This is a genomic window from Serratia sp. Sp408 (assembly GCF_057180665.1).
Window position 1 is genome coordinate 81957 of sequence record NZ_JBXUFT010000005.1, and the last position, 12993, is coordinate 94949.

At 58.2% G+C, this 12993-nt stretch carries 10 protein-coding genes; 4 read left to right on the plus strand and 6 right to left on the minus strand.

Annotated features, from left to right (window positions below; all coding sequences use genetic code 11):
* Position 1: 1 nt before the first annotated feature.
* The 3 genes from gudD to AC2AXP_RS15835 are packed head-to-tail and all read right to left on the minus strand — an operon-like array spanning position 2 to position 4054.
* Entirely contained in the window at positions 2–1342 is a 1341-nt protein-coding gene (gudD, locus tag AC2AXP_RS15825; protein ID WP_039991146.1) for a glucarate dehydratase, read from the minus strand.
* A 22-nt stretch (positions 1343–1364) separates the two neighbouring features.
* Positions 1365–2702 (minus strand): enolase C-terminal domain-like protein, encoded by a 1338-nt coding sequence (locus tag AC2AXP_RS15830; protein WP_004955330.1) that lies wholly within the window; start codon positions 2700–2702, stop codon positions 1365–1367.
* Positions 2699–4054, minus strand: coding sequence for an MFS transporter (locus AC2AXP_RS15835; RefSeq protein WP_004955332.1), 1356 nt, complete (start codon positions 4052–4054; stop codon positions 2699–2701). The genes AC2AXP_RS15830 and AC2AXP_RS15835 overlap by 4 nt, the downstream gene beginning before the upstream one ends.
* A gap of 452 nt (positions 4055–4506) precedes the next feature.
* Between AC2AXP_RS15835 and garD the strand changes: the two genes are divergently transcribed.
* Positions 4507–6072 (plus strand): galactarate dehydratase, encoded by a 1566-nt coding sequence (gene garD / locus AC2AXP_RS15840; protein ID WP_039991147.1) that lies wholly within the window; start codon positions 4507–4509, stop codon positions 6070–6072.
* Between the two features lie 142 nt (positions 6073–6214).
* On the opposite strand, the gene AC2AXP_RS15845 is transcribed toward garD, so the two are convergent.
* The 3 genes from AC2AXP_RS15845 to dgt all read right to left on the minus strand — a co-directional run bounded on the left by AC2AXP_RS15845 (position 6215) and on the right by dgt (position 10688).
* On the minus strand, positions 6215–7369 hold the full coding sequence (locus AC2AXP_RS15845) for a CdaR family transcriptional regulator (protein WP_004955335.1): 1155 nt from the start codon (positions 7367–7369) through the stop codon (positions 6215–6217).
* A 179-nt stretch (positions 7370–7548) separates the two neighbouring features.
* On the minus strand, positions 7549–8985 hold the full coding sequence (gene degP, locus AC2AXP_RS15850; RefSeq protein ID WP_004955336.1) for a serine endoprotease DegP: 1437 nt from the start codon (positions 8983–8985) through the stop codon (positions 7549–7551).
* A 185-nt stretch (positions 8986–9170) separates the two neighbouring features.
* Complete coding sequence (dgt, locus tag AC2AXP_RS15855) at positions 9171–10688, minus strand: dGTPase (protein ID WP_273871063.1); 1518 nt, start codon at positions 10686–10688, stop codon at positions 9171–9173.
* 129 nt (positions 10689–10817) lie between these two features.
* Here dgt and mtnN point away from each other — a divergent pair, with 129 nt between their 5' ends.
* From mtnN to AC2AXP_RS15870, 3 genes are read left to right on the plus strand one after another with little or no spacing between them, the layout of a single operon-like run.
* Complete coding sequence (mtnN, locus tag AC2AXP_RS15860; protein ID WP_039991149.1) at positions 10818–11519, plus strand: 5'-methylthioadenosine/S-adenosylhomocysteine nucleosidase; 702 nt, start codon at positions 10818–10820, stop codon at positions 11517–11519.
* Positions 11485–12327: a vitamin B12 ABC transporter substrate-binding protein BtuF gene (gene btuF, locus AC2AXP_RS15865; RefSeq protein ID WP_371901994.1), complete on the plus strand. Its 843-nt coding sequence runs from the start codon at positions 11485–11487 to the stop codon at positions 12325–12327. The genes mtnN and btuF overlap by 35 nt, the downstream gene beginning before the upstream one ends.
* Positions 12327–12941 (plus strand): TRIC cation channel family protein, encoded by a 615-nt coding sequence (locus AC2AXP_RS15870; protein ID WP_004955340.1) that lies wholly within the window; start codon positions 12327–12329, stop codon positions 12939–12941. The genes btuF and AC2AXP_RS15870 overlap by 1 nt, the downstream gene beginning before the upstream one ends.
* Positions 12942–12993: the final 52 nt, after the last annotated feature.

Genomic DNA, 12993 nt, shown 5'->3' on the forward strand with positions numbered 1-12993 from the left:
ATTAACGCACCAGGCATGGGCGTTTAGGGTCAAAGGTCCAGTTGGGGATCAGGTACTGCATGCCCATGGCGTCATCGCGCGCACCGAGGCCGTGGGTTTTGTACAACTCATGGGCCTGCATCAGCCGATCGCGATCGAGCTCGATCCCCAGCCCCGGTTTCTGCGGCACCGCCACGCGGCCGTCGGCAATGCTCAGCGGTTCACGCGTCAGGCGCTGGTTACCCTCCTGCCAGATCCAGTGCGTGTCGATGGCGGTGATATTGCCCGGCGCCGCGGCGGCTACGTGAGTAAACATCGCCAGTGAAATATCAAAATGATTATTGGAGTGAGAGCCCCAGGTGAGACCGAATTCGTGGCACATCTGCGCCACTCGCACCGAACCGCTCATGGTCCAGAAATGCGGATCCGCCAGCGGGATATCCACCGACTGCAATTGCAGCGTGTGGCCCATCTGCCGCCAGTCGGTGGCGATCATGTTGGTGGCGGTCGGCAGGCCGGTGGCGCGGCGGAATTCCGCCATCACCTCGCGGCCGGAAAAACCCTGTTCTGCCCCGCACGGATCTTCCGCGTAGGCCAGCACGTGGCGCAGCTGTTTGCCGAGGCCAATCGCTTCCTCCAGCGACCAGGCGCCGTTGGGATCGAGGGTAATGCGCGCCTGCGGAAAACGCGCCGCCAGCGCCGTGACCGCCTCAGCTTCCTCACTGCCGGCCAACACGCCGCCCTTCAGTTTAAAATCGTTAAAGCCGTATTTTTCATAGGCGGCCTCCGCCAGCCTCACCACCGCCTGCGGCGTCAGCGCGGCTTCGTGACGCAGCCGATACCAGTCGCAGGCGTCGTCGGGCTGACTCTGGTACGACAACGGCGTTTTACGGCGATCGCCGACGTAGAACAGATAGCCAAGCATGTCGACCGAATCGCGCTGCTGCCCATCCCCCAGCAGCGCGGCCACCGGCACCTGCAGGAACTGGCCAAGCAGATCGAGCATCGCTGCCTCAATGCCGGTCACCACGTGAATGGTGGTGCGCAGATCGAAGGTTTGCTGGCCACGCCCCGACGCATCGCGATCGGCGAAACGCTGGCGCACCGCCGCCATGACATTTTTGTATTCACCGAGCGTCTTGCCGATCACCAGCGGTTGCGCGTCCTCCAGCGTCTGGCGGATTTTCTCCCCCCCGGGGATCTCCCCCACGCCGGTGTTGCCGGCGTTATCCTGCAAGATAACGATATTGCGCGTGAAGAACGGCGCATGCGCGCCGCTCAGGTTGAGCAACATGCTGTCGTGGCCGGCAACCGGCACCACTTGCATGGCGGTAATTTTTGGAGCTGCCTGAGTCGTTGTCATGTTCCTGTCCTTTTCGTTAAGTTCAGCGGCCAAACGCCGGGCGCTTGCGATCGAACTGCCAGCCGGGAATCAGATATTGCATTGCCAACGCATCGTTGCGTGCGCCGCTCGGCAGCGCCTGGTGCAGCCGGTGCGCCTGTTCCAGCGCCGCCCAGTCAAGCTCAACGCCCAGCCCCGGCCGATCCGGCAGGGCAATTTTGCCGTCGACAATCTGCAGCGGGTTGTGAGTCAGGTGTTGACCTTCCTGCCAGATCCAGTGGGTATCAATGGCGGTAGGATTGCCCGGCGCCGCCGCGCCGACGTGGGTAAACATCGCCAGTGAAATGTCGAAATGATTATTGGAGTGGCACCCCCAGGTCAGCCCCCACTCGTCACACAGCTGCGCCACGCGCACTGCGCCGTGCATGGTCCAGAAGTGCGGATCCGCCAGCGGGATGTCCACCGCCTGTAGCATCACCGCATGGTTCAGCTCACGCCAGTTGGTGGCGATCATATTGGTGGCAACCGGCAAACCGGTGGCGCGGCGAAACTCGGCCATCACCTCACGACCGGAATAGCCCTGCTGCGCCCCGCACGGATCCTCGGCATAGGCCAGAACGCCCTGCATGCCTTTACATAGCGCGATGGCCTCGTCCAACAGCCATGCGCCATTCGGATCGACGGTGATGCGCGCTTCGGGAAAGCGTTTTGCCAGTTGGCAAACTGCGTCAATCTCCTGTTCGCCCGGCAGAACCCCGCCCTTCAGCTTGAAATCCTTGAAGCCGTAGCGATCTTGCGCCGCCGCCGCCAGCTCGACGATCGCCGCGCTATCCATCGCAGGCCGGTGGCGCAACTGGTACCACGGATGCCGCCCGCTTTCACCGGCCAGATACGGCAAATCGGTCTGTTGCCGATCACCGATGTAAAACAGATAGCCGAGCACCGTAACCTCATCACGCTGTTTACCGGGGCCTAGCAGTTCCGCCACCGGCACGCCGAGAAACTGCCCCAGCAGATCGAGCAGCGCCGCTTCAAGCGCCGCCACCGCGTTGACCCGCAGTTCAAAGGTCCATGCGCCGTTGCCAAAGGCGGCGAAATCCGATGACTGGTTACCGCTATGAATGGCGTGCACCAGCTTGTTCATGCAGGCGATTTGCTGGCCTTCCACCTGCGGGATCGCCGCCAGCAAGGTCTGATAGATCACCTCGCCGCCCGGCGCTTCGCCAACGCCGGTATGCCCGGCGCTGTCGGTCAGCACCACGATGTTGCGAGTGAAGTAGGCGCCGTGCGCACCGCCGATGTTCAGCAGCATGCTGTCATGACCGGCGACCGGAATGACGCGCATGGCGGTAATCACCGGCGTCGCTTGCGTGTGGCTCATGCGGCACTCCTTGCCATCGGCTTCAGTTCGATACGTTTGATTTCACCGACGATGAACAGATAACTGGCTACCGCCAGCAGCGCATGGATACCAACGTAAATCAGGGCGCCGTTGAATGAACCGGTGGTGCCGATGATGTAGCCGATGGCGATCGGCGTGACGATGCCGGATACATTGCCGAACATGTTGAACAGGCCGCCGCTCAGCCCGCTGATCTCTTTTGGCGCGGTATCCGCCATCACCGCCCAGCCCAGCGCCCCAACCCCTTTGCCGAAGAACGCCATCGCCATGATGCCGACCACCATCCATTCGGTATCGACGTAGTTGCAGAACACCATCGACATCGATAACAGCATGCCAAGCACGATGGGAGCCTTGCGCGAAAAGGTCAGCGACTGGGTACGGCGCATCAGATAGTCGGAAATCACCCCGCCGAGCACCCCGCCGACAAAGCCGCAGATTGCCGGAACCGAGGCCACGAAACCGGCCTTGAGGATCGACATGCCGCGCGCCTGCACCAGATACACCGGGAACCAGGTGATGAAGAAATAGGTCAGCGCATTAATGCAATATTGGCCGATATAGACGCCAATCATCATGCGCGATTGCAGCAGTTGCTTGATCTGGAACCACTTTTCGCCTTTGATTTTTTGCGTTTTTTCCTGCTTCTGATCCATGTTGATCAGCGCACCGCCGGCCTCGATATAGTCCAGTTCGGCCTGGTTGATTCCGGGATGATCCTTGGGATTGTGCAGCACCTTCAGCCAGACAAAGCTCAGAATGATGCCCAGCCCGCCCATAAAGAAGAACACGTGCGCCCAGCCGACCGCATGAGTCAACCACCCCATGATCGGCGCAAAAATCACCGTGGCGAAGTACTGCGCCGAGTTGAAGATTGACACCGCAGTGCCACGTTCATGCGCCGGGAACCAGGCTGCAACAATGCGGCTATTGCCAGGGAAGGAAGGCGCTTCAGCCAGCCCGACCAGAAAACGCAGGGCGAACAGGGAAACGACGATGCCAAAGCCGCTGAAGATGTCCACGAAGCCTTGCAGCAAGGTAAACAGCGACCAGATGAAAATACTCCAGAAGTAGACGCGCTTGGAGCCGAAGCGATCGAGCAGCCAGCCGCCAGGGATCTGGCCGATAACGTACGCCCAGGAAAATGCGGAAAAAATGTAGCCCATTCCGACCGGATCGAGGCCGATATCTTTCGCCATCGATGAACCGGCAATCGACAGCGTTGCGCGGTCGCCGTAGTTGAATGAGGTGACGATAAATAACATCACCACAATCCAGTAACGCGTATTGGTCCTTTTTATTACACTGGTCGCGGAACTGATAGTAGACATGGTGTTCTCCTGAATCTAGCCGTTGCTATATTCATCCTGAACTACATAAATTTCTCAGAACGAAATTGATTGAATTGAATGTCAGCCGTTGTTGAGCAGTGCGATTAATCCGGCAGCGGCAATACCAAACTCAATAAATTTCTCTACGGCAAAAAGTATATGTGCCCGTCCAGGCAGACTCATCGGGCAATACCCCAAGGATCGGCGCAATATTGCCGTTTGTTTATGGCATCTGCCCTATGCTGCGCTGTACAGCTCACGAAACCCGGCCGCGCCGTGAGCCGGCTCACAGCCTATTGGACCGATGCCAAACAATTGAGTCTCCTATTCGCGTAATACCGGTCATTTGCATAATGCCGCCACCAGCCCCCCCACATATACTGTTCCCTGAGCAGCCCGCCGGTGATATCCCGTAGCGAATAACAATAATGAATATGGCAAGTGAGGTTTTAATGTCTGAAGCAAATAACAATCATGACGCACCGCTGTATATAAAAGTTCATGCACAAGATAATGTCGCCATCGTGGTTAATAATGACGGCCTGCCAAAAGGAACGCTATTTCCCTGCGGCTTGCAATTAATGGAACATATACCGCAAGGGCATAAGGTGGCGCTGGACGATATTGCCAGCGGCGGCAATATTATTCGCTATGGCGAGATCATCGGCTACGCGCTGCGCAACATCGCCCGCGGCAGCTGGATTGACGAGTCGCTGGTGGTACTGCCGGAAGCGCCCGAGTTGCACAGCCTGCCGCTGGCCAACCGAGTACCGGCGCCGTTAGCGCCGTTGACGGGCTACACCTTTGACGGTTATCGCAATGCCGACGGCAGCGTCGGCACCAAGAATCTGCTGGGTATCACCACCAGCGTGCACTGCGTGGCCGGCGTGGTGGACTTCGTGGTGAAAATCATCGAACGCGATCTGCTGCCAAAGTATCCCAACGTCGATGGCGTGGTGGCATTAAACCACCTGTACGGCTGCGGCGTGGCAATCAATGCCCCTGCGGCGGTAGTGCCGATCCGCACTATTCACAATCTGGCGCTCAACCCCAATTTTGGCGGCGAAGTGATGGTGGTCGGGCTGGGCTGTGAAAAATTGCAGCCGGAACGCCTGCTGCAAGGCACTGACGATGTGCAACCGATCTCGCTCGACGCCGGTGACATCGTGCGCCTGCAGGATGAAAAGCATGTCGGCTTCAAATCGATGGTCGATGATATTCTGGCGCTGGCCGAACGCCATCTGCAACGCCTTAATCAGCGCCGACGCGAACCCTGCCCGGTTTCCGAGCTGGTGGTCGGCATGCAATGCGGCGGCAGCGATGCCTTTTCCGGCGTGACCGCCAATCCGGCGGTGGGCTACGCCTCGGATTTGCTGGTGCGCTGCGGCGCCACGGTGATGTTTTCCGAGGTAACCGAAGTACGCGATGCCATTCACCTGCTGACGCCGCGTGTAGCGAACCAACAGGTTGGCAAGCGCTTACTGGAGGAGATGAGCTGGTACGATGATTACCTGAGCCAGGGCCAAACCGATCGCAGCGCCAATCCCTCTCCCGGCAATAAAAAAGGAGGCCTGGCCAACGTGGTGGAAAAAGCGTTGGGTTCGATCGCCAAATCCGGCACCAGCGCGATTGTAGAGGTACTGTCCCCTGGCCAGCGTCCCACCAAACGCGGCCTGATCTTTGCTGCCACGCCGGCCAGCGACTTTGTCTGCGGCACCCAGCAGCTGGCCTCCGGCATCACCCTGCAGGTGTTCACCACCGGCCGCGGCACGCCGTATGGCCTGACGGCGGTACCGGTGATCAAAATGGCCACCCGCAGCGCGCTGGCCGAACGTTGGCACGATCTGATGGACATCAACGCCGGCACCATCGCCACCGGCGAGGCAACGATTGAGCAAGTCGGTTGGCAGCTGTTTGAGCTGATTCTGGCGATCGCCAGCGGCCGTCAGAAAACCTGGTCGGATCAATGGGGGTTGTATAACGCGTTGGCAGTGTTTAATCCTGCGCCCGTCACCTAAATTCCCATCTCCTTCGCCTTTCGCCGCCTAGCGTTGTTGGCTACGCGGCGGCACCCCGGTCACTGACCAATGTCAGCTCCCGGGGATTTAACCTGTTGCCGCCTGGCCACACGACGATATGCCTGGAGCCGAAAACAGCGCGTTATACCTCATCCAGTTGCAGCCCGACGTACAGCAACAGGCGATCGTCGAAACTGGACAAATTTAACCCGGTCAGTTCAGAAATGCGGTTGAGACGGTATTCCAGCGTATTGCGGTGAATATACAGCGCCTTGGCGGTAGCGCTCGGCTGGACGTTATTGAGAAACCAGGCATTCAGCGTACGGCGTAGCAAACCGTTACCGTCCATCGCCTTGAGCCGCGCCAGCGGCCTGACCAATTCATCGGCCTGCCAACCGCCGCGCAGGCTGTCCAGCAGCACCGGCAGCATCAGATCCTGGTAGTAATAGGCGCGTTGATCGAACATCCGCTGTTTGCCAACCGCCATGGTGGTGCGCGCGGTGCGATAAGAACGGGCGATGCTGCCCGGTCCGGTAAAGAAATTGCCCAGCGCCACCCGCACCCGCAGACGGCTGCTTTCATTCATGCGCGACAGCAGGTTTTCCACCCGCCGTCGATGGTCTTCGGCGTCCCAGCGGCCATGCGCGTTAAGCGCCGGCTTCAGCACCACCATTTCGCTCAGTGAAACGATGGCGATCAGGTTGTCGCGCTCCGGCAAGGTCAGCAACGCTTGCAGCTGCTGCAATTCCGCCATCGCGCTGTCAACCCCGAGCTGCCCGCTGTCCACTTCCACCACCGCCACAACCCGCGGCTGGTTAGGATCGATGCCTAACCGCTGCGCCCACTCCATCAGCGCCGGCGACAGCTCTTCGGTGCGGATCAGGTTGAGTACCAGCTCTTCGCGAAAGCGGCTGTCCTGCGCCAGCATATGCATCAGACGCGCCTGTTCGAGCATCATTTCGGCGGTCATGCACACCAGTTCGCCATATTGCCGCAGTTGCGCCGGATTGCCGGTCAGGCCGATAACGCCGACAATTTTCCCGTCGATGCGCAACGGGAGATTGATTCCCGGTCGCACACCGTGCAGATGACGGGCGACCGCCTCATCGATGTCAACCACCCTGGCCTGCGACAGCACCAGCAGTGCACCTTCATGCAACTCGCCGACACGCTCACGATCGCCACTACCGATAATTCGGCCGCGCGCATCCATCACATTGACGTTACCGTCAATGATTTGCATGGTGCGGGCAACGATTTCCTGCGCCAGCTTGCCGTCAAGATGGTATTCCGCCATTCAGTTCTGCCCCAAGCCAATTTAGATAAGCGCCCAGCATACCGACGCCATACGGCCTGCACATTGTGCATATGCCCAAAGCGTTTTGGCAGCAGCGGGAGTTGTGGTGAGCTTCACAATTTTAAGGCATAAAAAAAGGCACGCAGAATGCGTGCCTTTATCAGCATAAACCGTGGTGATTACTGCATCAGCAGATACAGCGTACTATCACCGCGCTGAACGTTCAGCGCCAACACTGGCGGCTTGCTGTCGAGAATTTTACGCAGCTCGCCCAGGTTCTGGATCGGTTGTTGGTTAACCCCGAGGATCACATCACCTTTTTTCAGACCGATACGCGCCGCGGCGCTGCCAGGCTTGACGCTGTCCACTTTAACGCCTTTCTGACTGCCCGCCTGGGTATTGCTCAGTTCGGCCCCTTCAATGCCGGTATAGATGTTGCCGGAATCGACCTGCGTCTGTTTGCTCTGTTCCAGCGTCACGTCCACCGTTACCGGTTTGCCGTCGCGGATCAGACCCAGCGCCAGTTTGCTGCCAACCGGCAGCGTACCGACTTCGGCACGGAAGGAGGCAAAACTGGAAATCGCCTTGCCGTTAAGCGTAACAATCACATCGCCGGCTTTGATACCCGCCTTCGCAGCGGCAGATTTTGGCAATACCTGACTGATAAAGGCGCCGCGCTGGGCGTCGACCTTCATCGCTTTCGCCAGCTCAGAATTCAGTTCCGTGCCCATGATACCCAGCTCGCCGCGTTTCACCTGGCCATATTCCACCATTTGCGCCGTCAGGTTTTTAACCATGTTACTGGGGATGGCAAAGCCGATGCCGATATTCCCGCCGTCCGGCGCCAGGATCGCGGTATTGATGCCGATCAGTTCGCCGTTCAGGTTGACCAACGCACCGCCGGAGTTGCCGCGGTTGATCGCCGCATCGGTCTGAATAAAGTTTTCGTAATTTTCAATGTTGAGGCCGCTACGACCCAACGCCGACACGATACCGGAAGTGGCGGTTTCACCCAGCCCGTACGGGTTACCGATCGCCACGGTATAATCGCCCACCCGCAGCTTGTCGGAATCCGCCATTTTGATCGCAGTCAGATTCTTGAAGTCTTTCAATTGAATCAGCGCGATGTCGGAACGCGGATCCTTACCGATCATCTTGGCGTCGAAACGTCGGCCATCGCTTAACTGCACCTGGATCTTGCTGGCGTTATCCACCACGTGGTTATTGGTAACGACGTAGCCTTTAGCCGCATCAATCACCACGCCGGCGCCCAGCGCCTGGAACTTCTGTTTGGCGCCCTGATCGCCCGGCCCACCTTGCCCGCCCTGACACATCGGCGAACCCTGGAACGGCGAACCGTCCTGGCAGAACGGCGAATCTTCACCGAAGAATTGCTGGAACTGCTGTGGCATGCGCGGCGTATTAACGGCAGTGCTGCCTTCAACGTTAATGCTCACCACCGACGGCATGACCTTTTCCAACATCGGCGCCAGGCTCGGCAATTGCTGCGAAGGCGTGCTTGCCGATGCGGTCTCTGCGGCGCTGGCCGTTACCGGGCCCATCGCCATACCAATGCTGAATGCCAAAGCGCTCAGAACTAATGCTGTTTTTTTCATCTGTGTGTCTCTTTAAAATTATTGGGATAACTTTTTGTTGTGTTTAATGAGAACCTATTAATAGCGCGAAGTTCCAGCGTAGTTTGTTGATAATGGTAAATAAATATTGGGCATCTTTACAAAACTCCAAACAGCATGCCCGCCGAATTTCGCCCGGCGGGAAATAGAGTCGTCAACCTGCAGAATTATTCCGCTGCCATTAACCGACGGTATTCGTCATAGGCATAAAGATCGGTCATGCCACTGATATAATCCTGCATTAAACGCGCGCGGAAATAATACTCGCGGATCGCCAACTGTTCCTGCGATAAATGCTGCAGCCCTTCCACCGCTTCCTGATAGGCCAGTCGGTGTTTGGTCGACAATTTGTGAAACAGCCGCGTTTCAATCGGGTAATCACGGTGGCTGTCATCTTGCACCAGACGGCTGAAGTCCGCCAACGGCATCGCCAGCAACGGACTGTAGATATCCAGCAGGCCGCTGATGACGCGGTAGCCCTGCAGTTCCAGCTGTTCCACTTCCGGGTGATTGAACACGTGCTTGAACGCCACGTTCTTGAAAATCTTCAACAGCTGGTATGCCGGGCTGGAATCCTCCAGTAACGCCTGATTGAAATTGCCCTGATAGACCGCCTCCAGGTTGTCGATAAAGCGTTGCGCAGCATGCGGCACCAGGCGCGCCACGGTAAATACTCGCAAATACATGAAGAACTGATCTTCGGCGCTGCGCCGCGCGCCACCGCGGTCGATTTTACGGAAGGCGCTGGCAACGGTTTTATCAAACAGATCGCCCGGGGTGACCACGCCCCATTCCTGGGTCAGATGCAGATAAAGTTGCTCAACGGTAAAGATATTTTTTTCTACCGCGTCTTCCAGGTCGGCAACGCAATAAGAAATATCGTCGGCGGCTTCCATAATATAGGTCAATGGGAAACGATCGAACTCCCCCATATTCAATTCTCGACGCAGCCGATCGACAAAGGCCTCTTCCGCCAGATAAAAACCGGGCTTCTTCATCAAATAACTGTGACTGGCTGGAATATCATCCGCCCAATATGCCGGACGGGTATATTTTAATATACAGCCCACCTGCGCGTAGGTCAGGTTCAATTTCAGCAGGGTATACACCAGTCGAATAGCCTGGGCATTACCCTCGAAATGACTGAGATCGTGACGAATGCGGCTGCGCAGGCGGTTAAGATCGCTTTCCCCCTCATGCAGACGCAATACCTCAACCGAGCAGCGATCCTGACTGCTCGGCTGGCTGCCGCAGCTGGCAGGATCCAGGCGCTGGCTGAACCAGTCGTTAATCGCCGACTCGCCAAAATGGCCAAACGGCGGATTGCCGATGTCATGCATCAGGCAGGCCATTTCCACGATGCTTTCAAACGGATCGAGCAGGCGGGTCAGGCCGAGCCGATCGATGCGTTGCTCCTGCTTGAAACGGTTGAGGATCTCTTTGGCAATATGTCGCCCAACCTGCTGCACCTCCATCGAATGGGTCAGACGACTGCGCACCGCGGCATTGCGCTCCAGCGGGAAAACCTGGGTTTTTTGCTGCAATCGGCGGATCGCTGCCGAATTGACGATCCGCCCGCGATCGCTCTCGAACTGACGAATGATATCGTATTCTTCCTCGGCTTCGATCGGTTTACTGAACGGCCGCTGGAAGCTGATTTTCTGTTTAAAGTCGATCCCGGACATCTGGTTCTCTCCCCTTGGCGCATTACCCCCGTGATAACAATTCCCAACGGCGGATGCAACGGATTATCTCTCTTTCAGAGCCATGATAGACTATGCGCAATTCTCACACCCAATCAGCGAGTATTATTTATGAAAGTAGGCATCATCGGCGCCATGGAACAAGAAGTGACCCTGCTGCGCGAACAAATTGAAAACCGCCAGACGATTCAACGCGCGGGCTGTGAAATCTATACCGGCCAGATCGGCGGCGTCGAGGTGGCGCTCCTGAAGTCTGGCATCGGTAAAGTTGCGGCGGCGCTGGGTACCACTTTGCTGCTGGAACATTGCCAACCGGACGTGGTGATCAACACCGGATCCGCCGGCGGCCTGGCCTCGACGCTGAAAGTAGGCGATATCGTGGTGTCGGAAGAAGTGCGCTATCACGATGCCGACGTGACTGCCTTTGGCTATCAACCAGGCCAAATGGCCGGCTGCCCGGCGGCCTTCGTTGCCAATGATGCGCTGATTGCGCTGGCAGAGAACTGCATCAAACAGCTGGAACTCAATGCGGTACGTGGCCTGATTTGCAGCGGTGACGCCTTTATCAACGGCGCAGAGCCGCTGGCGCGCATTCGCGCCACCTTCCCAAATGTAGCGGCGGTGGAGATGGAAGCGGCGGCCATTGGCCATGTTTGCCACCAGTTCAACACGCCGTTCGTCGTCGTTCGCGCCATTTCCGACGTCGCTGACAGCGAATCGCACATGAGCTTCGACGAGTTTCTGGTGGTCGCGGCCAAGCAGTCCTCGCTGATGGTCAATGCGATGCTGCAGACGCTGGCCAAACGCGGTTAATGTGAAGCGACGCGGCTCTTTCTTTCCGTGGCTGCTGGCGCTGGCACTGGTATTGCCGGCATCGGCGGCGCAACGCGTCATCAGTCTGGCGCCGAATACCACCGAGCTGGCCTACGCCGCAGGCATGGGGGATAGCCTGCTGGCAGTCAGTGCCTTTTCCGATTATCCCCCACAGGCCAAAAAGCTGGAACAGGTAGCCTCCTGGCAGGGGATCAATCTCGAGCGGGTGTTGGCATTGAAGCCGGATCTGATCCTGGCCTGGCGCGGCGGCAACCCGCAGCGGGTTCTGGATCAGTTGGCGTCTTTCGGCATCCCGATTTTTTATGCCGATGCGAAAAATATCGACGACATAGCCCAGTCGCTGGACGACCTGGCTCGTTACAGCCCACATCCGCTGCAGGCACACCAGGCGGCAGAACTGATTCGTCGGCAAACCGCACAACTGAAAGCCCGTTATGCCAGCAACCAGCCGCGCCGCGTCCTGTTGCAGTTCGGCACTCAACCGCTGTTCACCAGTTCGGGCGCTACGCTGCAAAGCCAGGTACTGTCGCTGTGCGGCGCTGAAAATCTGTTCGCCGACAGCCGCATGCCCTGGCCGCAAATCAGTCGCGAACAGGTACTGGCGCGCAAACCGCAGGCGGTCGTCATAACCGGCGGCGCCAGACAGGTCGCCAGCGTCAAGGCGTTTTGGGCTCCGCAACTGCAGGTGCCGGTGATTGCGCTGAACGAGGACTGGTTCAACCGCGCCGGGCCGCGCATTATGCTGGCGGCGCAGCAGCTGTGTAGCCAACTGGCGGAGATCCGCTGATGCTGGTGTTCTGGCTGGATATTCTGGGCACCGCGGTATTTGCCATTTCAGGCGTACTGCTGGCGGGCAAATTACGCATGGATCCGTTCGGCGTTCTGGTGCTGGGGGTGGTCACCGCGGTCGGTGGCGGCACTATCCGCGATATGGCGCTGGCCAACGGGCCGGTGTTCTGGGTGCAGGATCCCACCGATCTGGTGGTGGCGATGGTCACCTGCGTACTGACGCTGCTGCTGGTGCGACAGCCGCGCCGTTTGCCGAAATGGATCCTGCCGGTGCTGGACGCCGTCGGACTGGCGGTGTTTGTCGGCATCGGCGTCAATAAAGCCTTTGCCGCCGGTAGTGGACCACTGGTGGCCATCTGCATGGGGGTGATTACCGGCGTTGGCGGCGGTATCATTCGCGATGTGCTGGCTCGGGAAATCCCGATGATCCTGCGCACCGAAATTTACGCCACCGCCTGCATTATCGGCGGCATCATCCATGCAACCGCCTATTACAGCTTTGGCATGCCACTCCAGCAGGCAATGATGCTCGGTATGGCCATTACGCTGATAATCCGGCTGGCGGCGATTCGCTGGCACCTGAAACTGCCGGCCTTTATCCTCGAACAATAGGCAATAAAAAACCCGCCAACGGTGCTCCGTTAGCGGGTTTTGGCCATGCAGT

Bases quoted from the DNA above. Each gene is read 5' to 3' on its own strand.
- gudD (WP_039991146.1), bottom strand. From the start codon at position 1,342: ATGACAACGACTCAGGCAGCTCCAAAAATTACCGCCATGCAAGTGGTG.
- AC2AXP_RS15830 (WP_004955330.1), bottom strand. From the start codon at position 2,702: ATGAGCCACACGCAAGCGACGCCGGTGATTACCGCCATGCGCGTCATT.
- AC2AXP_RS15835 (WP_004955332.1), bottom strand. From the start codon at position 4,054: ATGTCTACTATCAGTTCCGCGACCAGTGTAATAAAAAGGACCAATACG.
- garD (WP_039991147.1), top strand. From the start codon at position 4,507: ATGTCTGAAGCAAATAACAATCATGACGCACCGCTGTATATAAAAGTT.
- AC2AXP_RS15845 (WP_004955335.1), bottom strand. From the start codon at position 7,369: ATGGCGGAATACCATCTTGACGGCAAGCTGGCGCAGGAAATCGTTGCC.
- degP (WP_004955336.1), bottom strand. From the start codon at position 8,985: ATGAAAAAAACAGCATTAGTTCTGAGCGCTTTGGCATTCAGCATTGGT.
- dgt (WP_273871063.1), bottom strand. From the start codon at position 10,688: ATGTCCGGGATCGACTTTAAACAGAAAATCAGCTTCCAGCGGCCGTTC.
- mtnN (WP_039991149.1), top strand. From the start codon at position 10,818: ATGAAAGTAGGCATCATCGGCGCCATGGAACAAGAAGTGACCCTGCTG.
- btuF (WP_371901994.1), top strand. From the start codon at position 11,485: ATGCGATGCTGCAGACGCTGGCCAAACGCGGTTAATGTGAAGCGACGC.
- AC2AXP_RS15870 (WP_004955340.1), top strand. From the start codon at position 12,327: ATGCTGGTGTTCTGGCTGGATATTCTGGGCACCGCGGTATTTGCCATT.